Source organism: Streptomyces sp. NPDC003248, assembly GCF_055563235.1.
Genome location: NZ_JBVHDT010000001.1, coordinates 1,153,336 through 1,178,659 on the forward strand (window position 1 = coordinate 1,153,336; position 25,324 = coordinate 1,178,659).

The 25,324-nt window shown below is 70.7% G+C and carries 17 protein-coding genes and 1 tRNA gene; 8 read left to right on the forward strand and 10 right to left on the reverse strand.

Going from position 1 to position 25,324, the window contains the following annotated elements:
- Positions 1-108: 108 nt before the first annotated feature.
- Positions 109-837: a vWA domain-containing protein gene (locus ACZ3KJ_RS04915; RefSeq protein WP_467524620.1), complete on the forward strand. Its 729-nt coding sequence runs from the start codon at positions 109-111 to the stop codon at positions 835-837.
- Between the two features lie 47 nt (positions 838-884).
- Here ACZ3KJ_RS04915 and ACZ3KJ_RS04920 read toward each other — a convergent pair whose 3' ends face one another.
- Complete coding sequence (locus ACZ3KJ_RS04920; RefSeq protein ID WP_467524622.1) at positions 885-1,790, reverse strand: hypothetical protein; 906 nt, start codon at positions 1,788-1,790, stop codon at positions 885-887.
- A 188-nt stretch (positions 1,791-1,978) separates the two neighbouring features.
- Here ACZ3KJ_RS04920 and ACZ3KJ_RS04925 point away from each other — a divergent pair, with 188 nt between their 5' ends.
- The 4 genes from ACZ3KJ_RS04925 to ACZ3KJ_RS04940 all read left to right on the forward strand — a co-directional run bounded on the left by ACZ3KJ_RS04925 (position 1,979) and on the right by ACZ3KJ_RS04940 (position 7,987).
- The gene (locus ACZ3KJ_RS04925) at positions 1,979-2,320 is read left to right on the forward strand and encodes a chorismate mutase (protein ID WP_467524624.1); all 342 of its coding nucleotides are present in this window, start codon (positions 1,979-1,981) and stop codon (positions 2,318-2,320) included.
- 110 nt (positions 2,321-2,430) lie between these two features.
- Positions 2,431-4,923, forward strand: coding sequence for an aminopeptidase N (gene pepN / locus ACZ3KJ_RS04930; RefSeq protein WP_467524626.1), 2,493 nt, complete (start codon positions 2,431-2,433; stop codon positions 4,921-4,923).
- A 281-nt stretch (positions 4,924-5,204) separates the two neighbouring features.
- On the forward strand, positions 5,205-6,569 hold the full coding sequence (locus tag ACZ3KJ_RS04935) for a pyridoxal phosphate-dependent decarboxylase family protein (RefSeq protein ID WP_467524628.1): 1,365 nt from the start codon (positions 5,205-5,207) through the stop codon (positions 6,567-6,569).
- Positions 6,566-7,987 (forward strand): lysine N(6)-hydroxylase/L-ornithine N(5)-oxygenase family protein, encoded by a 1,422-nt coding sequence (locus ACZ3KJ_RS04940; RefSeq protein ID WP_467524630.1) that lies wholly within the window; start codon positions 6,566-6,568, stop codon positions 7,985-7,987. Before ACZ3KJ_RS04935 ends, ACZ3KJ_RS04940 begins: the two co-directional genes overlap by 4 nt.
- Positions 7,988-8,011: 24 nt before the next feature.
- Here ACZ3KJ_RS04940 and ACZ3KJ_RS04945 read toward each other — a convergent pair whose 3' ends face one another.
- Positions 8,012-9,826 carry a bifunctional metallophosphatase/5'-nucleotidase gene (locus ACZ3KJ_RS04945; protein WP_467524632.1) on the reverse strand — a complete coding sequence of 605 codons (1,815 nt, stop codon included), beginning with the start codon at positions 9,824-9,826 and terminating at the stop codon, positions 8,012-8,014.
- Between the two features lie 397 nt (positions 9,827-10,223).
- Here ACZ3KJ_RS04945 and pyk point away from each other — a divergent pair, with 397 nt between their 5' ends.
- Positions 10,224-11,654, forward strand: a complete 1,431-nt coding sequence (gene pyk / locus ACZ3KJ_RS04950; RefSeq protein WP_467524634.1) for a pyruvate kinase — start codon at positions 10,224-10,226, stop codon at positions 11,652-11,654.
- Between the two features lie 138 nt (positions 11,655-11,792).
- On the opposite strand, the gene ACZ3KJ_RS04955 is transcribed toward pyk, so the two are convergent.
- A tRNA-Leu gene (locus ACZ3KJ_RS04955) sits at positions 11,793-11,865 on the reverse strand.
- Between the two features lie 101 nt (positions 11,866-11,966).
- Between ACZ3KJ_RS04955 and ACZ3KJ_RS04960 the strand changes: the two genes are divergently transcribed.
- Positions 11,967-12,623, forward strand: a complete 657-nt coding sequence (locus ACZ3KJ_RS04960; RefSeq protein WP_467524636.1) for an ANTAR domain-containing response regulator — start codon at positions 11,967-11,969, stop codon at positions 12,621-12,623.
- An 83-nt stretch (positions 12,624-12,706) separates the two neighbouring features.
- Here ACZ3KJ_RS04960 and ACZ3KJ_RS04965 read toward each other — a convergent pair whose 3' ends face one another.
- From ACZ3KJ_RS04965 to ACZ3KJ_RS04995, 7 genes are all read right to left on the reverse strand, one after another.
- Complete coding sequence (locus tag ACZ3KJ_RS04965) at positions 12,707-13,423, reverse strand: ABC transporter ATP-binding protein (protein WP_467524638.1); 717 nt, start codon at positions 13,421-13,423, stop codon at positions 12,707-12,709.
- The gene (locus ACZ3KJ_RS04970) at positions 13,420-14,286 is read right to left on the reverse strand and encodes an ABC transporter ATP-binding protein (RefSeq protein WP_467524640.1); all 867 of its coding nucleotides are present in this window, start codon (positions 14,284-14,286) and stop codon (positions 13,420-13,422) included. Before ACZ3KJ_RS04970 ends, ACZ3KJ_RS04965 begins: the two co-directional genes overlap by 4 nt.
- Before the next feature lie 5 nt (positions 14,287-14,291).
- Positions 14,292-16,130 (reverse strand): branched-chain amino acid ABC transporter permease, encoded by a 1,839-nt coding sequence (locus ACZ3KJ_RS04975; RefSeq protein ID WP_467524642.1) that lies wholly within the window; start codon positions 16,128-16,130, stop codon positions 14,292-14,294.
- A 5-nt stretch (positions 16,131-16,135) separates the two neighbouring features.
- Positions 16,136-17,065 carry a branched-chain amino acid ABC transporter permease gene (locus ACZ3KJ_RS04980; RefSeq protein ID WP_467524644.1) on the reverse strand — a complete coding sequence of 310 codons (930 nt, stop codon included), beginning with the start codon at positions 17,063-17,065 and terminating at the stop codon, positions 16,136-16,138.
- A 114-nt stretch (positions 17,066-17,179) separates the two neighbouring features.
- Entirely contained in the window at positions 17,180-18,406 is a 1,227-nt protein-coding gene (locus ACZ3KJ_RS04985) for a branched-chain amino acid ABC transporter substrate-binding protein (RefSeq protein WP_467524646.1), read from the reverse strand.
- Between the two features lie 768 nt (positions 18,407-19,174).
- Complete coding sequence (locus tag ACZ3KJ_RS04990; RefSeq protein ID WP_467524648.1) at positions 19,175-19,663, reverse strand: hotdog fold thioesterase; 489 nt, start codon at positions 19,661-19,663, stop codon at positions 19,175-19,177.
- Between the two features lie 71 nt (positions 19,664-19,734).
- Positions 19,735-22,014, reverse strand: a complete 2,280-nt coding sequence (locus ACZ3KJ_RS04995; RefSeq protein ID WP_467524650.1) for an FdhF/YdeP family oxidoreductase — start codon at positions 22,012-22,014, stop codon at positions 19,735-19,737.
- A gap of 441 nt (positions 22,015-22,455) precedes the next feature.
- Between ACZ3KJ_RS04995 and polA the strand changes: the two genes are divergently transcribed.
- A complete protein-coding gene (polA, locus tag ACZ3KJ_RS05000; RefSeq protein WP_467524652.1) occupies positions 22,456-25,179 on the forward strand; it encodes a DNA polymerase I in 2,724 nt (907 codons plus the stop codon).
- Positions 25,180-25,324: the final 145 nt, after the last annotated feature.

Sequence of the window (25,324 nt, forward strand, 5' to 3'; positions counted from 1 at the left end):
ACACGTCCCGTACAACGGCGTACGGAACACAGACGGCGCCCGCCCACAGTCCCCGACCGGACGACTGGGCGGGCGCCGTCGCACGTCCGGGTGTGGGAGGGTGACGCCATGGTCGCGATCAGTCTCAGCAAGGTCCAGGAGACGGCCCCCGCGCTGGTCGGCCTGTACAAGAGCGCCGGGGTGTCCCTCACGAAGCACGGCCTGGGCGGGCTGCGTGCCGCCGTCTACCTGGTCGTCGACCACTCGGGGTCGATGAAGCCGTACTACCGGGACGGCAGCGTGCAGGCGCTCGCCGACCGGGTGCTGGGCCTGTCGGCGCACCTCGACGACGACGGGCGGGTGCCCGTGGTGTTCTTCTCCACCGACGTGGACGCCGTCACCGACATCGCGCTCGCCGACCACCGGGGGAGCATCGAGCGGATCGTCGCCGGGCTCGGACACATGGGCAAGACCAGCTACCACCTGGCGATGGACGCCGTCATCGACCACTACCTCGACAGCGGCTCCCGGGAACCCGCCCTGGTCGTCTTCCAGACCGACGGCGGTCCGATCAACAAGCTCGCCGCCGAACGCTACCTGTGCAAGGCGGCCGAACTTCCGCTGTTCTGGCAGTTCATCGGCTTCGGCGACCCGGGCAGCCGGCAGTTCGACTTCCTGCGCAAGCTCGACGAGCTGGCCGTACCGGCCCGGCGGGCCGTCGACAACGCCGGTTTCTTCCACGCCGGTTCCGACCCCGGCCAGGTCTCCGACGCGGACCTCTACGACCGGCTGGTGGGGGAGTTCCCGAAGTGGCTGGTGGCCGCACGGGCCCGGGGCATCGTCCGGCCGGGCCGCTGAGGCGGCCACGCCGGCTGCCACGCGGGCCGGCGGTCGCTCCGGCCCGCCTACGTGTCGCACTCCAGCACCGTCCGGCACAGCCCGCACCGCGCCCGCACCCGCCCCCGCACCGGCACCCTGATCCGCTGATGGCAGGTCGGGCACGCGAACGTCACCCGCAGCGGCCCCGGCCCGTCCGGCCCGAACGCGTACGGGGCGTCCCCTCCCGGCCGGGCGTCCCCGACGGGCCGGCCGTCCTGCGCATGACGCCGGTCCCGGGCGTAACGCCGCCGGCCGGCCCACCCCGCCGCCGTCAGCGGCGGCTGCCGCTCGTCGAGCCGGGCCCGCTCCCGCCCCCGCGTGTACGCCGTGTACGCCTGCGGACTGGTGAACCACACCGACGGGTCCTCACCGAACAGCACCGCCCGCTTGGCCAGCACGTACCCGAACTCCTCCGGGGTCAGATAGCCCAGCTTCTGCGAGGAGTCCGCGTCCTCCCGGTAGGCGTCGAGCAGCAGCCACCCGGCACCCAGGTACGTCGTGGCCGTGTCCGTCAAGATCTCGTTGTCGCGCGTCCCCGGGAACGACAGATCCAGCCGGTGCAGGAACACATGCGCGATCTCGTGCGCCAACGCGGCACCGATGTCCCGCCGGTGCCCGCGGAACCGGTCGTTGAGCTCCACGAAGTACTCCGGCCCCGCCGCCAGTTCGACGTTCGCCGCGAACTCCATCTCCCGGAAGCCGACGACCATCCGGGCGTCCGGCAACCGGAAGTGCCGCACCAGCTCGCGCGCCACCCGCTGCGCTCCCAGATGGAGGTCGTCGGTGGCGCAGAACGCCACATCGGCCGGCGCCACACTCGTATCGAACAGATGGACGGTGTCGTAGGACAGTCGCTTGTACAGCGCCGTGACGGCGCTCCGCACCGTCTCCAGATGCGGATACCCGTGCTCGACCGTGCCACCGTTGCCCACGTCCGCACCCCCAAGACGCCGTGAACCCGTTCTCCACTGTACGAGGGCCGGCCGGAAGCGGCCCCGGCCCCGGCAGCCGCCCCGCACCCGCCGGAGGCCCCCGCCAGATGCCCTCCGCCCGCCGCCACCTGCCCGAACGGCCCGGGCGGCGGCCAAGCGCGCCCGGCGACGCACTAGGGTGAACGCCCATGACCACCAGCCACACCGGAACCGGCGCCGTCGACCCCGCGGTCCTCGACGAGCTCGCCCGCCTGCGCGACAGCATCGACAACATCGACGCCGCCGTCGTCCACATGCTCGCCGAACGCTTCAAGGCCACCCAGCAGGTCGGCCACCTCAAGGCCCGCCACCAGCTCCCCCCGGCCGACCCGGCCCGCGAGGCCCGCCAGATCGCCCGTCTGCGCACCCTCGCCGAGAACGCCAAACTGGACCCGGCCTTCGCCGAGAAGTTCCTCAACTTCATCATCGCCGAGGTGATCCGCCACCACGAGCGCATCGCCGAGGACGCCGTCCACGGCACCACCTCCTGACCCCGCACCCCTCAGCCCCCTGGCGCCCCCGCCCCGGCGCCCCCGGCGCGGCGCGGAACAAAAGGAACGTACCGATCCGCCCCTGTGCCCCGCCTGCGCCATCAGGCAGCATGTCCTGCATGTCCGTACTGACGCGCGACGAAGCGCAGACCCGTGCCGAGCTCCTCGACGTCCACCGCTACACGATCACCCTCGACCTGACCGCCGGGGACGAGACCTTCGACTCCCACACCGAGATCAGGTTCACCGCCCGCACGGGCGCGGACACCTTCGTGGAGCTCAAGCCGGCCGAGCTGCGCTCCGTCACCCTCGACGGCGAACCCCTCGACCCGGGCCTCCTCGACGACAACCGGCTGCCGCTGAAGAACCTCACCGCCGGCGAGCACGAACTGCGCGTCGACGCGAGCATGCGCTACTCCCGCACCGGCGAGGGAATGCACCGCTTCACGGACCCCGCCGACGGCGAGACCTACCTCTACACGCAGCTGTTCATGGACGACGTCCAGCGCGTCTTCGCCGCGTTCGACCAGCCCGACCTCAAGGCCGTCTTCGCCCTGACCGTGACCGCGCCCGAAGGCTGGACCGTCCTCGCCAACGGCATCACCGAACACCTCGGCGCCGGCCGCTGGCAGGCCGCACCCACCCCCCTGATCTCCACCTACCTCGTCGCCGTCGCCGCCGGCCCCTGGCACTCCGTCCGCACCGAACACCGCGGCCTGCCCTTCGGCATCCACTGCCGCCGCTCACTCGCCGCCCACCTGGACGCCGACGCCGACGAGATCCTCGACGTCACCCGGCAGTGCTACGACCGCTACCACGAGAAGTTCGAGGAGCCCTACCCCTTCGACTCCTACGACCAGGCGTTCGTCCCCGAGTTCAACGCCGGCGCCATGGAGAACCCCGGCCTCGTCACCTTCCGCGACGACTTCGTCTACCGCTCCGCCGTCACCGACACCGAACGCCAGACCCGCGCCATGGTCATCGCCCACGAGATGGCCCACATGTGGTTCGGCGACCTCGTCACCCTCAAGTGGTGGGACGACATCTGGCTCAACGAGTCCTTCGCCGAGTACATGGGCTACCAGACCACCGCCGAAGCCACCCGCTTCACCGACACCTGGACCGAGTTCGGCGTCGTCCGCAAGGCCTGGGGCTACGACGCCGACCAGCGCCCCTCCACCCACCCCGTCGCCCCCGAACACGTCGAGGACACCGCCTCCGCCCTCCTCAACTTCGACGGCATCTCCTACGCCAAGGGCGCCTCCGCCCTCAGGCAACTGGTGACCTGGCTCGGCGAGAAGGACTTCCTGGCCGGCATCAACGCCCACTTCGCCCGCCACCGGTTCGGCAACGCCACCCTCGCCGACTTCATCGACTCCCTCGCCGGGGCCACCGAACGCGACGTCCACGCCTGGGCCGACGCCTGGCTGCGGACCACGGGAGTCGACACGCTCACCGCGTCCGTCGACGCCCGCCCCGGTGAATGGACGCTCGCCCTCCACCACGACGGCAGCCGCCCCCACCGCGCCACCGTCGGCGTGTACGACCGCGACCTCAACGACGGCCGCACCCTGGTCCTGCGCGAGCGCTACGAGACGGACGTCCCCCAGGACACCCCCGAAGCCCGCCCCGGCATCCGCCCCGCCCTCGTCGTCCCCAACGACCTGGACGTCACCTACGCCAAGATCCGCCTGGACGAGACCTCCCTGGAGAGCGCACTGCGCGGGATCTCCGAGATCCCCGACGCGATCACCCGCGCCGTCGTCTGGAACACCCTGCGCGACATGGTCCGCGACGGCGACCTCGCCCCCGAGGACTACCTGGCCACCGTCGGCGCCCACCTCCCCCAGGAGACCGACCTCGCCCTCGCCCAGGGCGTCCTCGCCTTCGCCGGCACCCACATCGCCGACCGCTACCTCGCCCCCGAGCGGCGGCCCGCCGCCCTGGCCACCCTCACCTCCGTGTGCCGCGACCTCATCCGCCGCACCGAGGACGGCGACCACCCCGGCCTGCGCCTGATCGCCGTACGCCACCGCATCGCCACCGCCGCCCACCCCGACACCATCGCCGCCTGGCTCGCCGACGGCACCGTTCCCGGCGGCCCCGAACTCGACCCCGAGCTGCGCTGGCGCGTCCTCACCCGCCTCGCCGTCCTCGGCGCCACCGACGAGGCCGCCATCGCCGCCGAACTCGACCGCGACCCCTCCGCCACCGGCCGGGAAGGCGCCGCCCGCTGCCGCGCCGCCCTCCCCGACCCGGAGGCCAAGCGCACCGCCTGGGCCGCCATGTTCGACACCGACGGCCTCTCCAACTACCTCTTCACCGCCACCGCCCAGGGCTTCTGGCAACCCGAACAGGCCGACCTGGTCGCGGAGTACGTACCCCGCTTCTACCAGGACGGGCCCGCCGTGGCCGCCCGCCGGGGCCCCGCCATCGCCGAGGCCGTCGGCCACTGGGCCTTCCCCGTCCACGCCGTCGACGCCGCACACCTCACCCTGGGCGAGACCTGCCTGAACGACGCCGACCTGACCCCGGCACTGCGCCGCAAGCTCACCGACCAACTCGACGACCTGCGACGAGCGTTGCGCATCCGACAGGCATAGCGCGCCCCGGACCGGCCGACGGACGCCGGACCGGTCGCCGGGCCGGTCGCCGGGCGGGCCACACCCGCCCGCCCGGCGTCCCCCAGCCACCACACCCGCACCCCGGCACCACCCCGCCCGAACCCCAGCGCGAGCACCCCCCACGCCAGCCCCGGCACCACCCGTCACCACCCGCACCACCACCCCCCACGCTCCCACTTTCGGGTCCAATTCCCGCAGCCCACACCGCGTTTCACCGTGCCCGGCGACACACTGGGACTCCCCGCCCCCGGAGGAGCCCCATGAGCCTTCCGCCCCTCGCCTCGGGCCCCCAAGGCCCCACCGGCGACCTGCGGCCCCTGCTCGACACGGTCCTCGACGCCCTGCGCACCGGCACCCGAGCCCGCGGCGGCCCCCTGCCCGCCGGCGGCCCCGCCGCGGTCGCCGCACGCGTCGACCACGCCCTCGGCGAGGTCCTGCCCGCCGAAGGCGACCCCCACGCCCTGCGTGATCTCGTCCACGCCCTCGCCGAGGGCGCCGCCGACCCCGCCCACCCCCTGTGCGCGGCGCACCTGCACTGCCCGCCCCTCGCCGTCGCCACCGCCGCCGACCTCGCCGCCTCCGCCCTCAACCCCTCCCTCGACTCCTGGGACCAGGCCCCCGCCGCCTCCGCACTCGAAGCCCGGGTCACCCGCGCCCTCGCCCGGGAAGCCGGCCTCACCGACGCCCTCGTCACCACCGGCGGCACCGAATCCAACCAGCTCGCCCTCCTCCTCGCCCGCGAACGCCACGGCCCCCGCCTCCGCCTCGTCCACGGCGCCAACGCCCACCACTCCCTGCCCCGCGCCGCCTGGCTCCTCGGCCTCCCCGACCCCCTCGCCCTCCCCACCCCCACCGGCACCCTCGACCCCACCGCCCTCCACCACGCCCTCACCGACCTGACCGGCCCCGTCCTCGTCGCCGCCACCGCCGGCACCACCGACGCCGGCCTCATCGACCCCCTCCCCGACATCGCCGGCCTCGCCGGCGCCCACCGCGCCCGCCTCCACATCGACGCCGCCTACGGCGGACCACTCCTCTTCAGCGACCGCCACCGCCACCGCCTCACCGGCCTGGACGCCGCCCACACCGTCACCCTCGACCTGCACAAGCTCGGCTGGCAACCGGCCGCCGCCGGCCTCCTCGCCGTCCGCGACCCCGCCGACCTCACGGCCCTCCACCACGCCACCGACTACCTCAACGCCGACGACGACACCGACGCGGGCCTCCCCGACCTCCTCGCCCGCTCCCCCCGCACCACCCGCCGGCCCGACATCCTCAAGATCGCCGTCACCCTCAAGACCCTCGGCCGCACCGGCCTCGCCGCCCTCGTCGACCAGGTCTGCGCCCACGCCCAGACCCTCGCCGACCTCATCCACGACCACCCCGCCCTCGACCTCTACGACCGCCCCACCCTCACCACCGTCCTCTTCCGGCCCACCGGCGCCACCGACGACACCGTCGCCGCCCTCCGCCGCCGGCTCCTCACCGAAGGACACGCCGTCCTCGGCCGCGCCCGCCTCGACGGCCGCCTCTGGCTCAAGACCACCCTCCTCAACCCCCACACCCACCCCCGCGACCTCACCACCCTCCTCACCCTCGCGAGCGAAGGACCCACCCCCGCGTGAACACCGTCCCCCACCACCCCACCGACACCCCCCGCGACCTCGTCGGCATCGGCATCGGCCCCTGCAACCTCTCCCTCGCCGCCCTCGCCCACCCCCTCACCACACTCGACACCGTCTTCTACGACCAGCGCCCCGCCTTCACCTGGCACCCCGGCCTCCTCATCGACGGCGCCCGCACCCAGGTCCCCTTCCTCGCCGACCTCGTCACCCTCGCCGACCCCACCAGCCCCTGGACCTTCCTCAACTACCTCAGAGCCCACCACCGCCTCTACCCCTTCTACTTCGCCGAGCGCTTCCACACCCCCCGCGCCGAATACGACGCCTACTGCCGCTGGGTCGCCGAGCACCTCCCCGCACTCCACTTCCGCCACCGGGTCGACGCCGTCCACTGGAACCCCGACCGCGACCTCTTCGAGATCGACCACACCCACCTCGGCCCCGACGGAGAAGCCCGAGCCCACGGCCGCACCCACGCCAAGAACGTCGTCCTCGGCATCGGCACCGAACCCCACGTCCCCGACCCCCTGCGCCCCCTCACCGACGACCCCCACGTCCCCGTCCTCCACGCCTCCGACTACCTCCGCCACCGCACCACCCTCCTCGCCGCCGGCCACGTCACCGTCGTCGGCTCAGGACAGTCCGGCGCCGAGATCTTCCTCGACCTCCTCCGCCACCGCCCCACCGGCCGCGAACGACTCCACTGGATCGGCCGCACCGCGGCGTTCGCCCCCATGGAGTACTCCAGACTCGGCCTCGAACACTTCACCCCCGACTACACCCGCTACTTCCACGCCCTCCCCGAAACCGTCCGCGACCGCCTCGTCGACAGCCAATGGCAACTCCACAAAGGCATCGACGCCACCACCCTCGCCGCCATCCACGACGAGCTCTACCGGCGCACCCTCCACGGCGGCTGGCCCGACACCGTCCTCACCCCCGGAGTCCGCGTCCGCACCGCCGGCCGCATCGCCACCACCAAAATCGAACTCCACCTCGAACACATCCACCAGAACACCCGCAGCCGCCTCACCACCGACGCCGTCGTCCTCGCCACCGGCCACCGAGAGCGCTCCCTCGACCGCCTCCTCGCCGGCCTCGACCCCTACCTCCGCCGCGACAACAGCGAACGCCCCCGCATCGACGAACACTTCCGCCTCGTCCTCGACCCCGCCATCACCGCCACCGGCAGCACCCTCCACGTCCAGAACGCCGAACGCCACACCCACGGCGTCGGCGCCCCCGACCTCGGCCTCGCCGCCTGGCGCAGCGCCACCATCCTCAACACCCTCACCGGCAAGGAGCTCTACCCCCTGCCCCCACGCACCGCCTTCACCACCTTCGGCCTCGCACCACGACAGCCCCAGATCCCGCCCGCACGCCGGCCGGAAACCCTGACCCCCCTACGGGACGGGACCTGAGACCACCACCTCAACCCGACAGGCCTAGAACACCGGCGTCCCGTTCCGCGTCAGCTTCCAGTCCGCCGACGCGAAATCCGCCGGATCCAGCACACCCTTCGCCGTCACCCACTCCGCGATCCGCGTCCGGATCTCCGTCGACTCCGACCACACCTCGGTCGCGGACGCCACGTGCGGGAACGCGCCACCGCCGTTCGCCCGGTAGTTGTTCACCGCGAGCACGAACTCCTGGGCGTCGTCCAGGGCCGCGCCCCCGTACGTCAGGTTCTTGATCCGCGACCCCGGCGCCTGCGCGATGTCGATCTCGTACGCCAGCCCCGACACATAGTCGTAGTTGTAGTCCGGACGGCTGTTCGCGTTCGTCAGCTTCTCCACGTCGACCACCGCGTCCGCCGCCGTCTGCACGAAGTACTCCGCCGAGTACTCCAGGTACGCCCGCACCTGCGCACCCGTCATCACCTTCGCCACCAACGTGTTGTCGTACACGTACAGACTCGACAGATCCCGGATCGTCACCTCACCCGCCGGGATCTCGGACGTCCGCGAGAACGGCGACGCCTGCGCGATCACCGGCAGCGACGCGTACGACGTCCCCACCAGCGCCGCCTTCACCACGTCCTCCTGCACCTTCGTGATCAGGTCGATGATCGGGGCGTCCTTGTACCGCGCCTCCACCGTCGTCAACGTCTCCGTCGCCGACCCGACGACCTGATTGACGTACGCCACGACCTGCGCGTGCTCGTCCGACAACAGCTTCGTGATCCTCGGGTCGTCCGCCACCGTGTTCGCGTTCCGCACCGACGCCGCGACCGACTCGACCGTCCAGCGCCCCTCGGCGAACACCAGCTCGATGTCGAACAACGACAACCGCTCCGCATACGCCAACGGCTCCGACAGCACCACCGTCTTCCCCGTCCGCTCGTTGGTGACCTTCAGCTCCGCGATCTCCACATGCGCGTGACCCACGAGAATCGCGTCGATCCCCGGCACCTGCTGCGCCACCAACGCCGCCGAATTCTCCACGTACGGCAACTGGTCACCGTACGACGACGTACCCGACGCACCCGAGTGCGCCGACACCACCACCACGTCCGCACCCATCGACCGCAGCTTCGGCACCCACTTCGCCGCCTGCTCCTCCAGGCCAGGGAACGTCAGCTTCCCCTGCACGTACGCCTTGTCCCAGATCGCGATCCCCGGATTCGTCAGACCCAGCACCGCCACCCTCACCGGCGGAGCACCCTTCACCGCGAACTTCTTGATGAAGTACGGAGGAAATGCCGGCTTCAGCGTCTTGGCGTCCAGCGCGTTCGCGCCCAGCAGCGGGAAATCGCACTGCTCCTCGAACTTCCGCAGTGTCTCGATCCCGTAATTGAACTCGTGATTGCCCAACGCCACCGCGTCATACCCGATCGCGTTCATCGCCTGCGCCATCGGATGCACCGGACCGCCCTGCGCGGTGATCGGGTCCACCTTCGCGTAGTAGTACGTCAGCGGCGTCCCCTGGATCGTGTCACCCGCGTCCAGCAGCAGCGTGTTCTCCCGGCCCCGCTCCTTGCGGATCTGGTTCACCAGCGTCGAAACCCGCGCCAGACCCTGGGCGTTGCCCTGAGTGTCCGTGTACTCCGCGTCCTTGAAGTAGTCCCAGTTGAAGACGTGCCCGTGCAGATCCGTCGTCCCCATCACCGTCAGCGAGTACCGCTTCGCCGACTTTCCCGACTTCCCCTGCCCACCGGACTCCGCCGCCTGAGCCGCCGGCGCCGCGGCCGCCCCCGCGACCGCCACCCCCGCCCCGGTCGCGGCGGACTTCTGCAGGAACGTACGACGGTTCAACGGCATGCTGTGCTCCTCGGGGAACGGTCAATGACGCGCGTAGACAACCCGCGTAGAAAAAGGCGCGTAGACAAACGCGCGTAGATTCTGACCCGCCCACGACGAACGGCAACAGACCCCGCAGGTTTCGATCTGGTGACCCCGCCTGTGAGCCACCCACTCCCCGAACCAGGCCAAACCAGGGGAACCATCATCAGAGCCGGACGTATGGCCGGCCCGCCCCGACCGGAGCCCGCCCCACCCGCGCATTCACCCCGACGGCCCCACCGAAAAGCCCCCCGACGTGCTCATCGGAGCACTCGGCCGCACAATGCACCACCTGTCAACAAGCCTTCACCCGAAGGACGTTGAGCAGACACGCACCACCGATTCCCTACCCGGCGGTAAGCCCTACGCTCGACCCATGCGCCGAGCGAAAATCGTCTGCACACTGGGCCCCGCCACCCACCGCTACGACCAGATGAAGGCCCTGGTCGAAGCCGGAATGGACGTCGCCCGCTTCAACCTCAGCCACGGCACCCACGCCGAACACGAGGAGCGCTACCGGCACGTGCGCAAGGCCTCCGACGAGACCGGCCGCAGCGTCGGCCTGCTCGCCGACCTCCAAGGCCCCAAGATCCGCCTCGGCCGCTTCACCGAAGGCCCCGTACTCCTCGAACGCGGGGACACCTTCACCATCACCGTCGAGGAAGGCGTCCAGGGCGACCGCCACATCTGCGGCACCACCCACGCCGGCCTCGCCGCCGACGTCACCCCGGGCGAACGCATCCTCGTCGACGACGGCAGGGTCGGCCTCGAAGTCACCGCCGTCGACGGCCCCCGGGTCCGCACCCGCGTCATCGAAGGCGGCGTCGTCTCCGACCACAAGGGACTCAACCTCCCCGGAGTGGCCGTGTCCGTCCCCGCCCTCTCCAAGAAGGACGAGGACGACCTCCGCTGGGCCCTGCGCACCGGCTTCGACGTCGTCGCCCTCTCCTTCGTCAGGAACGGCAAGGACATCGTCGACGTCCACCGCATCATGGACGAAGAGGGCCGCCGCCTCCCCGTCATCGCCAAGGTCGAAAAGCCGCAGGCGGTCGAGAACATCGACGACATCGTCGCCGCCTTCGACGGCATCATGGTCGCCCGCGGCGACCTCGGCGTCGAGATGCCCCTGGAACAGGTCCCCATCGTCCAGAAGCGAGCCATCGCACTCGCCCGGCGCAACGCCAAACCCGTCATCGTCGCCACCCAGATGCTCGACTCCATGATCGAGAACTCCCGCCCCACCCGCGCCGAGGCCAGCGACGTCGCCAACGCCGTCATCGACGGCACCGACGCCGTGATGCTCTCCGGCGAGACCAGCGTCGGCAAGTACGCCGTCCAGACGGTCCGCACCATGGCCAGGATCGTCGAAGCCGCCGAGGAGGACATCCTCGCCAAGGGCCTCCCGCCGCTCACCGAACACAACAAACCCCGCACCCAGGGCGGCGCCGTCGCCCGCGCCGCGGCCGAGATCGGCGACTTCCTCGGCGCCCGGTTCCTCGTCGCCTTCACCCAGTCGGGCGACACCGCCCGCCGCCTCTCCCGCTACCGCTCACCCATCCCCCTCCTCGCCTTCACCCCGGAACCCGCGACCCGCTCCCAGCTCAGCGCCACCTGGGGCGTGGAGACCTTCCTGGGCCCCCACGCCGACTCAACCGACGCCATGGTCGACCAGGTGGACGAACTGCTGCTGAGGTACGGCCGGTGCCGGAAGGGAGACGTGGTGGTCATCACCGCCGGCTCACCCCCCGGAGTCTCCGGCTCCACGAACCTGGTCCGCGTCCACCACATCGGGGAGGACGACGCGTAGGGGAGGGGGCCGGGGCGGGCGTACGCCGAGGCGCGATCACTGTCCGTGCGTGACCGCGGCGGAACGCAGCAAAAAGCGGATGTTCACGAGAACGGGAACATCCGCTTTTCGGTCAATTCCTTGGAATCCAAGGAAAAGTACCCCGGGTCGGATTCGAACCGACGCTGTATGGTGTTTGAGACCATTGCCTCTACCGCTGGGCTACCGGGGCTCCCTTTGAAAGAAAGGTCAACGGCCACCCGCCGTGACCCCACCTTACCGTAGCTGGGTAGGCTCTTGTCAGCAGTACCCCTGCCCTGACAAGGAGCCCCCGTGACCGCCCCCGAGTCGCCCCAGCCCGTAGACGCGCCCGACGACGACAAGTCGCACGTGCCTCCGCTGACGACCCGTGTCGTCATCGCCGAGGACGAGGCCCTGATCCGGCTCGACCTCAAAGAGATGCTGGAGGAGGAGGGCTACAGCGTCGTCGGTGAGGCCGGTGACGGCGAGCAGGCGATCGAGCTCGCCCGTGAGCACCAGCCGGATCTGGTGATCCTGGACGTGAAGATGCCGAAGATGGACGGCATCTCCGCGGCGGAGAAGATCGCGGAGGAGCGGATCGCGCCGGTGCTGATGCTGACCGCGTTCTCGCAGCGCGACCTGGTGGAGCGGGCGCGGGACGCGGGTGCGATGGCGTACCTGGTGAAGCCGTTCAGCAAGAGCGACGTGGTTCCCGCGATCGAGATGGCCGTCTCGCGGTTCACGGAGCTGAAGGAGCTGGAGAAGGAGGTCGCGGACCTCACCCAGCGGCTGGAGACGCGGAAGCTGGTCGATCGGGCGAAGTCGATCCTCCAGACGGAGTACGGGCTGTCGGAGCCGGCTGCGTTCCGGTGGATCCAGAAGACGTCGATGGACCGGCGGATGTCGATGCAGCAGGTGGCGGAGGCGGTCATTCAGGACGCGGAGGAGAAGAAGGCGTCCAAGGGCTGACCGGCCGGATCCGCTGAGCCGTGGCGAGGCCCGCGCCCCCTGGAAGGGGCGCGGGCCTCGTCGTGCCGGTGCGGGGGTGCGGGTCAGTCTTCGCCGAGGTAGGCCTTGCGGACGGATTCGTCGTGGAGGAGGTCCTGTCCGGTGCCGGAGAGGACGATCCTGCCGACTTCCATGACGTGGCCGTGGTCGGCGAGGGAGAGGGCGGCCTGGGCGTTCTGTTCGATGAGCAGGATGGTGGTGCCCTGGGACTTCAGTTCCCGGATGGTCGCCATGATCTTCTGCATCATGATCGGTGAGAGGCCCATGGAGGGTTCGTCGAGCATCAGCAGCTTCGGCCGGGACATCAGCGCCCGTCCCATGGCGAGCATCTGCTGCTCGCCGCCGGAGAGGGTGCCCGCGGCTTGCCTGCGGCGCTCTCCGAGGATGGGGAAGAGGTCGTAGGCGCGTCGGATGTCCTTCTCGACGCCCTCTTTGTCGGTGCGCAGGTAGGCGCCGAGGCGGAGGTTGTCCTCGATGGTCATCCGGGGGAAGATGTGCCGGCCCTCGGGGGAGTGGGCGAGGCCCATGGAGACGACCTTGTGCGCGGGGATCTTCCTCAGTGACGTGCCGTCGAACCTGATCTCGCCGGAGACCGGCTGGAGCAGTCCGGACAGTGTCCGAAGGGTCGTGGTCTTGCCGGCGCCGTTGGTGCCGATGAGGGTGACGACCTCGCCGGCGTTCACGGTGAACGAGATGCCCTTGACGGCTTCGATCTTGCCGTAGGCGACCCTGAGGTCCTCGACCTCCAGCAGTGCGGTCACTTGTCGTCCCCTTCTGTGGTGCTGTGCGCCTCGGCCGCCTCGACCTCGGCGGCCTCCTCCGTGCCGGGTGCGCCCTCGAAGGGGGTGCCGAGGTAGGCGGCGATGACGCGTTCGTCGGCCTGGACGACCTCGGCGGGGCCTTCGACGATCTTCTCGCCCTGGACGAGCACGGCGACGCGGTCGCAGAGGTTCATGATGAACCGGATGTCGTGCTCGATGACGAGGACGGCGATGCCCTTCTCGCGGATCGCGAAGATGAGTTCCTCGGCGGCGCGGGTCTCCTGCGGGTTCATGCCGGCGGTCGGCTCGTCGAGGAGGAGCAGTCCGGGTTCGCTGGCCAGCGCGCGGGCGATCTCCAGCTTGCGCTGCTCGCCGTAGGGGAGGTTGCGGGCGAGGTGGTCGGCCTTGGCGGCCAGGCCGGTGAACTCCAGGAGTTCCATGGCGCGTTCGCGGGACTCCTGTTCGGCCTTCCGGAAGCCGGGCAGTCTCAGCAGCGCGGACCACAGGCCTTCCCTGGTCCGGGTGTGCCGTCCGACCAGGACGTTCTCCAGAACGGTCATGTTGGCGAAGAGGCGGATGTTCTGGAAGGTGCGGGCGATGCCGGCCTGGGTGACCAGGTGGGGTTTGGGGGGCAGGACGGTGCCCTTGTAGGAGACCGTGCCCTCCGTCGGTACGTACAGGCCGGTGAGGCAGTTGAAGAAGGTCGTCTTGCCGGCGCCGTTGGGGCCGATGAGCCCGACGATCTCGCCGGTGTCGACGGTGAGGTCGACGCCGCGGACGGCGGTGAGGCCGCCGAAGCGCATGGTGACGCCGCCGGCGTCGAGGACCGTGGTGCTGGTGGGTGCGGTCGTGGTGGTGGTCATGGCGGTCACGCCCCTGCCTTGGTGACGCCGGTCGCGCTCTCGGGCAGCGACGTGTCCTGCGGTACGTCGAGTTGTCCGGTCTCGTGGAATTCGAGCTGCTTCCTGCGGTCGGCGACCAGGCCTTCGGGGCGGAAGCGCATCAGGAGCATCAGCGCGATGCCGAAGAGGAGCAGCTGGTATTCGGCCATGAACTGGAGCTTGGCCGGGATGAGGTAGAGCAGGGCGGCGCCGATCAGCGGTCCGCTGATGGTGCCCATGCCGCCGAGGATGACGGCGGCGAGCAGGAAGGCCGAGTTCGGCGGGACCGAGCCGGCGAACTGGTACTGCTCGGGCGTGACGCTGTAGGAGACGTGCGCCTGGACGGTGCCGGCGAGGCCGGCGAGGGAGGCGCCGAGGGCGAAGGCGAGGAGCTTGAGGCGGAAGCTGTTGATGCCCATGGCGGTGGCGGCGGTCTCGTCCTCGCGGATGGCGACCCAGGCGCGGCCGATGCGGGATTCGGCGGAGCGGCGGAAGACCAGCACGACGACGGCGGTGCACAGCAGCATCAGCAGGTAGTAGTTGCCGGAGCGGGTCAGTTCGTGGCCGAGGACGTCGTGGGGCAGGCCCAGGTCGAACCCGAGGACTTCCAGGTCGGGGATGTTGGGGATGCCGTTGGAGCCGTTGGTGACGTCGGGTCCGCTGTTGCCGTTCAGGTTGTTCATGGTGATGCGGAAGATCTCACCGAAGCCGAGCGTGACGATGGCGAGGTAGTCGCCGCGCAGCCGGAGGGTGGGGGCCCCGATCACCACGCCGAAGACGAGTGAGGCGAGGGCGCCGGTGAGGACGGCGGCCCAGAAGGGGAAGTGCACGCCGATGGCCGACTGGGGGGAGCCGGAGACGAGGGCGGCTGCGTAGGCGCCGACGCCGAGGAAGGCGACGTAGCCGAGGTCGAGGAGGCCGGCGAGACCGACGACGACGTTGAGGCCCAGGGCGACCGTGGCGAAGATGAGGATGTTGGCGCCGATGAGGGCGAACTGGTCGTTGGTCTGGGTGAAGGGGAAGCAGATCGCGGCGACGAAGGCGGCGGTCAGGGTGACGTTGCGGTGTTTGGCGGTGAGCGCGGAGAGCCGCTTGAGGAGGCCGGCGCGGTTGACGGCGGTGAAGGCGAAGGCGGTGGTGATGAGGAAACCGATGAACAGTTCGGAGTACTCGGTGCCGATGCCGTAGGCGAAGACGTAGAGGCCGGTGCCGAAGCCCCCGGCGATGACGAGGATCTCCGTCCAGGCGGGGAGCGGCTTCGCGCGGCCGGGCTCGGGGGCGGTGAGGGAGTGCCGGAGGCGGGCCCACGGGGTGGGCCGGGGGTCGGAGGCGTCGTAGGGCTGGTCGGCGGGGAGGCCGAGGGCGCCCGCGGTGGCGACGAGGGCGCCGATGCCGGAGACCCAGGCGCCGGGTTCGAGGTTGACGAGGCCGCCGAGTTCCTGGGCGATGGCGCCCATGGCGTAGCCGGTGGTGCCGAGGACGCCGAGGGAGAGGAGGCGGACGGGGCTGTTGGTGCCGCCGGGGATGAGCCAGCGCAGGCCCTTGATGCCGGTGGACCCCCATCCGGCGAGGGTGAAGAGGAGGGTGAGGAGGGCGCCGGTGAGGGTGAGGACCTGGAGGCCGCCGGGGTAGCCGGTGACGGTGAGGTTGCCGGGGAACTCCTCGGTCCAGGTCCAGGCGAGGAAGGTGCCGGCGAGGGCGACGGCGGAGCCGGCCAGGGTGATGGCGCGGGCCGCGGTCGGCGGGAGGGGGATGAGGGGGGCCGCCTCGGTGGTGGGCGGGGTGGTGGTGCCGGTGGTCTTCTGGGCGGGGATGTTGGTTGTCATGGGTATCACGCCCGATCCGCGACGCGTTCGCCGAGGAGGCCTTGGGGCCGGACGAGGAGGACGAGGATGAGCAGGGTGAAGGCCCATACGTCCTTCCAGGCGCCGCCGCCGAAGAGGTCCATGCCGGGGATGTCGCCGATGTAGCCGGTGGCGAGGGATTCGGCGACGCCGAGGACGATGCCGCCGAGCATGGCGCCGTAGATGTTGCCGATGCCGCCGAGGACGGCCGCGGTGAAGGCTTTGAGGCCCATCAGGAAGCCCATGCGGAAGCCGACCTGGCCGTTCTTGAGGCCGTAGGCGACGGCGGCGACGGCGGCGAAGGCGGCGCCGATGGCGAAGGCCATGACGATGATGCGGTCGGTGTTGATGCCCATGAGTTTGGCGGTGTCGGGGTCCTGGGCGGTGGCCTGCATGCCGCGGCCGGAGCGGGTCTTGGTGACGAAGAGGCCGAGGGCGGTCATGCAGAGGGGGGCGGCGACGAGGACGAAGAGGTCGCCGCGCTGGATGTGGGCGCCGAGGACGTCGACGGGGCCGCCCTCGAACTGGGGGAAGGGGCGGTCCTTCTTGGCGTCGGGGTACCACATCCAGACGATCTGCTGGAGCACGATGGACAGGCCGATGGCGGTGATGAGGGGGGCCAGGCGGGGTGCGGTGCGCAGGGGCCGGTAGGCGAAGCGTTCGGCGGCGGTGGCGACGGCGACGGAGACGAGGACGCCGCCGAGGATCATGAGGGGTACCGCGGCGCCGAGGGCGAAGCCGTCGGGGAGGACGAGCCAGACGGTGAGGGCGCCGAAGCCCCCGACCATGAAGATCTCGCCGTGGGCGAAGTTGATGAGCTGAACGATGCCGTAGACCATCGTGTAGCCGATCGCGATGAGACCGTACATCGCGCCGAGGATGAGTCCATTGGCCAGCTGTTGCGGCAGTTCGTGCACCGCAGGGCCTCCGTGGAGTGGTTCGGATACGGCGCCGCGGGGGGGGGGGGGGGGGCGCCCCCGCGCGGCCTGGATCACTGTGTGGGCCGGTGAGTGTCCGGTGTGCGGCCTCGCTCAGTCGACCTTGGGGGAATCGCTGTACTCGGGGACCCAGGCGTTGTTCTTGATCTTGTAGGCGGTCATCAGGGTGTTGGTGGTGTCGCCGAACTCGTCGAAGGAGACGGTGCCGGTGACGCCCTCGAACTTGATCTTGTCCATGGCGTCGAGAACCGCCTTGCGGCCGTCGGAGGGCAGTTTGCCGTCGTTGCCCTCGACGGCGAGCTTGACGGCTTCGATGATGGCCCAGGTGGCGTCGTAGGCGAGGCCGCCGTAGGTTTCGTAGCCGCCCTTGTAGCCGGCCTTCTTGTAGTCGGCGATGAATTGCTTGGCCGAGGGGAGTTGCTCGACCGGCTTGCCGATGGAGGTGGCGAGGTCGCCTTCGGCCTTCTTGTTGAGCTTGGGGAATTCGCTGGAGTAGATGCCGTCGCCGCTCATGAGGGGGATGTTCTGGCCGCTGTCCTTGAGCTGCTGGCTCAGGGGGGCCGCGGCGGGGTATTCGCCGCCGTAGTAGAGGGCCTGGGCGCCGGTCTTCTTGATCTTGGCGACGACGGCGTTGAAGTCGCGGTCGTCGGGGTTGACGTGGTCGGTGCCGACGATCTGCCCGCCGAGTGCGGTGTAGTTGGTCTTGAAGGAGGCTGCGAGTCCGGCGCCGTAGGTCTTCTGGTCGTCCATGAGGTAGACCTTCTTGATGCCGGCCTTGGAGTAGAGGTACTGGGCGGCGAAGGCGCCCTGGATCTCGTCGGTGGTGGCGGTACGGAAGTAGGTGTCGAACTGGCGGACGGAGTTGCCGGTCTTCCAGCCGTCGCCCTGGGTCAGTTCGGTGCCGGTGTTGGCGGGGGAGATCTGGGTGAGGCCCGCGTCGTTGAACGGCTTCTGCATCTGCTGGGAGACGCTGGAGTTCAACGGGCCCACGACGCCGAGGACTTCCTTGTTGCTGATGAACTTCTGGGCGTTCTGCTGGCCGACGGAGGGCTGGGCCTGGTCGTCGAGGGCTTCGAGTTTGAACTCGATGCCGTCGACGTACTCTTCTTTGTTGGCCGTCTTGACCGCGAGGTCGGCGGAGTACTGGATGCCGAGGCCGATGGCCGACAGGTCGCCGGTGACGGGGGCGTCGACTCCGATCACCACAGTGGTCTTGTCGCCGTTGCCGCTGTTGCTGTCGTCACGCGACCCACAGGCAGTGAGTGTCAGCGATCCCGCCGCGAGTGCGGCGGTGATGGCGATGATCGAACGTTGACGCACAGTCAGGTCCTTTCCCTGGCACGGCGGTCCCCCCTGGAACGCGCCGAGTCGAGCGCTGGGCCGAATGACTTCGAATCCGATGGCGCGGTGACTGGCGGTGACTCTAGGCGTGCGCGGGGAAGGTGGAGGAGGGTCTGGCTCAGGCTGTGACTCTCTTGTTATGACACGACGTAATGCAGAGCGGTACTCGGTGGGTGGATGCGTGGAATTCCGACTGGTTCGCCCTGTCCGCATGGTGAGAACCCGCAGATGGCCCGCTTGAGATTTCAGTAGTGTCCGGCGATTTGGTGATGACGTGATGGTGTTGCCGGAAGCGACTGGAGTGGTGCGGGAAGTGGCGCGGGAAGTGGCGTGGGCACACCCTTCGCGCGGTTTCCGGCCGTCGTCTTGTATTGCGTCGGTATTACGTAGAGTTACGCCAAGGAAAGCGAGTCGGGCCTTTATCGGCACATTCCGCTTTCTCGGACATGCCGGTACGGTTCGCCGTCCGGAACGTGCGCGGCGGCGGGTGTGCGGCGGCGTGCGGACGCGGTTTCCCCGGGGACGCGGCCGGCTGGGGCGGCGGGGAGGGGAGGGGCCTTCCGTGGCCCAAGTGCCCTTCCGTTTCCGGGAGATCGTCCGCTCGGCATGCCTCGACGCTAGTGCGCCCGCTCCCGGTGGGCAACGCCCGCCGAGCGTGCGGGGGCACGGAACGCGGGTCGGGTGCGGGAGCGGGCGGCTGCGGTGGTGGGGCCGGCTGCGGAGGGGCGGGCGCGGGCCGGCGGGGCGTCAGCCCGCCGCGCCCGCGGGGGCTCCGTCGCCGGGGTTCACGTCGCGCAGCAGGCACGTCAGCCGTGCCGTGCACACCCGGCGCCCCGCCTCGTCGCTGATCACGATCTCGTACGTCGCCGTGGAGCGGCCCCGGTGGACGGGGGTGGCGACGCCGGTGACCAGACCGGAGCGGACCCCGCGGTGGTGGGTGCAGTTGAGGTCGACACCGACGGCGATCTTGGAGCTGCCGCCGTGCAGCATCGACCCGACCGAGCCGAGCGTCTCGGCGAGGACGGCGGAGGCGCCGCCGTGCAGCAGTCCGTAGGGCTGGGTGTTGCCCTCCACCGGCATCGTGCCCACGACCCGGTCCGCGGAGGCCTCGACGATCTGCACGCCCATGCGGGCGCCCAGGTGGCCGGCGGAGAAGAGGGCGGGGAGGTCGACGCCGAGCGCCGCGTACTCGTCGATGACCGCTTGCGGGAACTTCGCGTGCTGCTGCTCGCCCATGGGGTCCTGCTCCGTTCGTCGTGACCGGTACGGCGGGGCGGCCGCCACCGCCGTACTGGCTGAGCAAACGCTCAGTCGGTCGCCGATTGTTCCAGACGTACGACGACGGACTTGCTGGCCGGGGTGTTGCTGGTGTCCGCCGTGGCGTCCAGCGGCACCAGGACGTTGGTCTCCGGGTAGTAGGCGGCCGCGCAGCCCCGGGCCGTCGGGTAGTGCACCACCCGGAAGCCGGGGGCCCGCCGCTCCACGCCGTCCTTCCACTCGCCGACCAGGTCGACGTACGAGCCGTCCGCGAGCTTCAGCTCCCGCGCGTCCTCGGGGTTGACGAGGACCACCCGGCGGCCGTTCCGGATGCCCCGGTAGCGGTCGTCGAGGCCGTAGATCGTGGTGTTGTACTGGTCGTGCGAGCGCAGCGTCTGGAGCAGCAGGCGGCCCTCGGGGAGCGTCGGGTACTCCACCGGCGCCGCGGTGAAGTTGGCCTTGCCGGTGGCCGTCGGGAAGCGGCGCTCGTCGCGCGGGGCGTGCGGCAGCGCGAAGCCGCCGGGGCGGGCCACGCGCGCGTTGAAGTCCTCGAAGCCGGGGATCACGCGCGCGATGCGGTCCCGGACGGTGGCGTAGTCCTTCTCGAACTCCTCCCACGGGACCTTGCTGTCCGCGCCGAGCACCCGCCGGGCCAGACGGCACACGATCGCCGGTTCGGACAGCAGGTGCGGGCTCGCCGGCTCCAGCCGGCCGCGCGAGGCGTGCACCATGCCCATGGAGTCCTCCACGGTGACGAACTGCTCGCCGCTGCCCTGGAGGTCGCGCTCGGTGCGGCCCAGCGTCGGCAGGATCAGCGCACGCGCGCCCGTCACGACGTGCGAGCGGTTGAGCTTCGTCGACACGTGCACCGTCAGCCGGGCGCGCCGCATGGCCGCCTCGGTGACGTCGGTGTCGGGAGAGGCGGAGACGAAGTTGCCGCCCATCGCGAAGAACACCTTCGCCTCGCCGTCGCGCAGGGCGCGGATCGCCCGGACGACGTCGAAGCCGTGCTCACGCGGCGGTGCGAAGCCGAACTCCCGCTCCAGGGCGTCCAGGAAGGCGGGTGCGGGGCGCTCGAAGATGCCCATCGTGCGGTCGCCCTGCACGTTCGAGTGGCCGCGCACCGGGCAGACGCCCGCGCCCGGCCGGCCGATGTTGCCGCGCAGCAGCAGGAAGTTGACCACCTCGCGGATGGTCGGCACGGAGTGCTTGTGCTGGGTCAGGCCCATCGCCCAGCAGACGATGGTGCGCTGCGAGGCGAGCACCATGCGCAGGGCTTCCTCGATCTGCGCGCGCGTGAGGCCCGTCGCCGTCAGCGTGTCGTCCCAGTCGGCGGCGCGGGCGGCCTCGGCGAACTCCTCGAAGCCGTGCGTGTGTTCCTCGACGAACGCCCGGTCGACCGCGCCGTCCGCCTCCAGGATCAGTTTGTTGAGGAGGCGGAAGAGGGCCTGGTCGCCGCCGATGCGGATCTGCAGGAACAGGTCGGTGAGCGCGGCGCCCGCGGTGAGGCCCTTGGGGGTCTGCGGGTTCTTGAAGCGCTCCAGGCCCGCCTCGGGCAGCGGGTTCACGCTGATGACCTTCGCGCCGTTCGCCTTCGCCTTCTCCAGGGCGGACAGCATGCGCGGATGGTTCGTGCCGGGGTTCTGGCCGGCGACGATGATCAGGTCCGCCTTGTAGAGGTCCTCCAGCAGGACGCTGCCCTTGCCGATGCCGATCGTCTCCACCAGGGCCGAGCCGGACGACTCGTGGCACATGTTGGAGCAGTCCGGCAGGTTGTTGGTGCCCAGTTCGCGCGCGAAGAGCTGGTACAGGAACGCCGCCTCGTTGCCCGTGCGGCCCGAGGTGTAGAAGACGGCCTCGTCGGGGGAGGCCAGGGCGGCCGTCTCCTCGGCGATGATGTCGAAGGCGCGGTCCCAGGAGACCGGCTCGTAGTGCTCCGCCCCCTCGGGGAGGTACATGGGGTGCGTCAGCCGGCCCTGCTGGCCCAGCCAGTAGCCGCTCCGGGTGGCGAGGTCGGCGACCGGGTGCGCGGCGAAGAACTCCGGGGTGACGCGGCGCAGCGTCGCCTCCTCCGCCACCGCCTTCGCGCCGTTCTCGCAGAACTCCGCCGCGTGCCGGTGGTCCGGTTCCGGCCAGGCGCAGCCGGGGCAGTCGAAGCCGTCCTTCTGGTTGACGCGCAGCAGGGTGAGCGCGGTGCGCTTCACGCCCATCTGCTGCTGGGCGATCCGCAGGGAGTGCCCGATGGCCGGGAGGCCCGCCGCCGCGTGCTTCGGCTCGGCGACCTGGGGCGCGTCCTGGACCGGGTCGGCCTTGGGCGGCTTCGTTGCCATCGCGGGGCTCTCCTTCGCTTGGCGCGGGAATGCTGGGTGTCCGTGGCGTGCGGTCCGTGCGGCGGGGGTCTGTGGAGGTGGGGCGGCGGACGTGGGTGTCCGTGCCTTGTGTCCGTGCCTTGTGTCCGTGACCTCTGTGCCTGCGGGACCTGTGGGTCCGATCCTCGCACGTGGTGCCGACAGTGGGGGCGGGCGGGAGCGCGGGGGGCGGGAGCATTGGTTGCGCGAGGGGCGGAGGGGTTCCGGGGGGCGGCATCCGGGCCGGTTCAGGGGGCGGTTCAGGGGGGCGGTTCGCGAAGCTGGTGGCGCTGGGGCTGGTGGGGCTGGTGAGGCTGGTGCGCGGTGCTGGGGCCTCGTCGCGCGGCGCCGGGGGCGGCCGGCGTACCGGGGGAGGTGTGCGGGTGGGCGGGAGTGTCAGTGGGGCGTGGCAGGATCGGGGGCGTGGCAGAAACAGCATCGAAGAAGACCGAGAAGACCTCCGGCGAGCGGCCCCGCCTCATGCTCATGGACGGGCACTCGCTGGCCTACCGCGCGTTCTTCGCGCTGCCCGCGGAGAACTTCACCACCGCGACGGGCCAGCCGACGAACGCGATCTACGGCTTCGCGTCGATGCTGGCCAACACGCTGCGTGACGAGGCGCCCACGCATTTCGCGGTCGCCTTCGACGTCTCCCGCAAGACCTGGCGGTCCGAGGAGTTCACGGAGTACAAGGCGAACCGTTCGAAGACCCCGGACGAGTTCAAGGGGCAGGTCGAGCTGATCGGCGAGCTGCTCGACGCGATGCACGTCTCACGGTTCGCGGTCGACGGCTTCGAGGCGGACGACGTGATCGCCACGCTCGCCACCCAGGCCGAGGCCGAGGGCTTCGAGGTGCTGATCGTCACCGGTGACCGGGACTCCTTCCAGCTGGTCAGCGAGCACACCACCGTGCTGTACCCGACGAAGGGCGTCTCCGAGCTGACCCGCTTCACCCCGGAGAAGGTGTTCGAGAAGTACGGCCTGACGCCCGCCCAGTACCCCGACTTCGCGGCCCTGCGGGGCGACCCGTCCGACAACCTCCCGGGCATCCCCGGCGTCGGTGAGAAGACGGCCGCGAAGTGGATCAACCAGTTCGGCTCGTTCGCGGAGCTGGTCGAGCGCGTCGAGGAGGTCAAGGGCAAGGCCGGCCAGAACCTCCGCGACCACCTGGAAGCCGTCAAGCTCAACCGCCGCCTGACGGAGATGGTCCGCACCGTCGAGCTGCCGAAGACCGTCCCCGACCTCGAGCGCCTGCCCTACGACCGCACGGCCGTCGCGATGGTCCTGGACACCCTGGAGATCAGGAACCCGTCGCTGCGCGAGCGGCTCCTCGCCGTCGACCCGGGGGGTGCGGAGGCCGAGTCGACCCCGGTGGTGACCGGTGGGGTGGCGGTGGACGGCTCGGTGCTGGGCACGGGCGAGCTGGCCGGCTGGCTCGCCGAGCACGGCACACAGACCCTCGGCGTGGCCACCGTCGACACGTGGGCGCTGGGCGCCGGCTCGGTCGCCGAGGTCGCGCTCGCCGCGGGCGGGGGAGCGGCCGCCTGGTTCGACCCGGCCGAGCTGGACGAGGCCGACGAGAACGCGTGGACGGCCTGGCTGGCCGCCGGGGACCGCCCCAAGGTGCTCCACAACGCCAAGGGCGCCATGCGCGTCTTCGCCGAGCACGGCTGGAGCGTCGGCGGCGTCTTCATGGACACCGCCCTCGCCGCCTACCTGGTCAAGCCGGGCCGCCGCTCCTTCGACCTCGACGCGCTGTCCCTGGAGTACCTGGGCCGCGAGCTGGCCCCGCCCGCGGCGGCCGACGGCCAGCTCGCCTTCGGCGCGGACGACGGCGCCGAGGCCGAGGCCCTCATGGTGCAGGCCCGCGCGATCCTCGACCTCGGCGAGGCGTTCCGGGGCCGCCTGGAGGAGGTCGGCGCCGCCGAACTGCTGGGGGACATGGAGCTGCCCACCTCCGCCCTGCTGGCCCGGATGGAGCGGCACGGCATCGCGGCCGACCGGCCCCACCTGGAGGCCATGGAGCAGATGTTCGCGGGCGCCGTCCAGCAGGCGGTGAAGGAGGCGCACGCCGCGGCCGGGCACGAGTTCAACCTGGGCTCGCCCAAGCAGCTCCAGGAGGTCCTCTTCGGCGAACTGGGCCTGCCGAAGACGAAGAAGACCAAGACGGGGTACACGACCGACGCCGATGCCCTGGCCTGGCTGGCGACCCAGACGGACAACGAACTGCCGGTCATCATGCTCCGCCACCGCGAACAGGCGAAGCTGCGCGTCACCGTCGAGGGGCTGATCAAGTCGATCGCCGCGGACGGACGCATCCACACCACCTTCAACCAGACGGTCGCCGCGACCGGCCGTCTGTCGTCGACCGACCCGAACCTCCAGAACATCCCCGTCCGCACGGACGAGGGCCGGGCCATCCGCCGCGGCTTCGTCGTCGGCGAGGGCTTCGAGTCGCTGATGACGGCCGACTACAGCCAGATCGAGCTGCGGGTGATGGCGCACCTCTCCGAGGACGAGGGCCTGATCCAGGCGTTCACCTCCGGTGAGGACCTGCACACCACGGCCGCCTCCCAGGTGTTCGGCGTCGAGCCCGCCGCCGTGGACGCCGAGATGCGCCGCAAGATCAAGGCCATGTCGTACGGCCTGGCCTACGGCCTGTCGGCGTTCGGCCTGTCCCAGCAGCTGAACATCGAGGCGGGGGAGGCCCGCGCCCTGATGGACGCCTACTTCGAGCGCTTCGGCGGGGTCCGGGACTACCTGCGCAGGGCGGTCGACGAAGCCCGCGCGACGGGCTACACGGCCACGCTCTTCGGGCGTCGCCGTTACCTCCCCGACCTCAACAGCGACAACCGCCAGCGCCGTGAGGCGGCCGAGCGGATGGCCCTCAACGCGCCCATCCAGGGCACCGCGGCCGACATCGTCAAGATCGCCATGCTCAAGGTGGACCAGGCGCTGCGGGAGAGCGGGCTCACGTCCCGCATGCTCCTCCAGGTCCACGACGAAGTCGTCCTGGAGATCGCCCCCGGCGAGCGCGCGGCCGCGGAGGAACTCGTCCGCCGCGAGATGTCCGACGCCGTCCACCTCAGGGCCCCGCTGGACGTGTCCGTGGGCTCGGGCCGGGACTGGGAGTCGGCGGCGCACTAGGGCCTGTTGTGAAAGTCCCGCCTGCCTGGTGACGCCATGCACGCACTCTCGCCGCACCGGCCCCTGACCCAAGTACATCCAGTACGAGGGCCAGGGGCCGGCACTCCCCCAGCCTTCGGCCGGGGGGACCCCCAGAGCACGCACC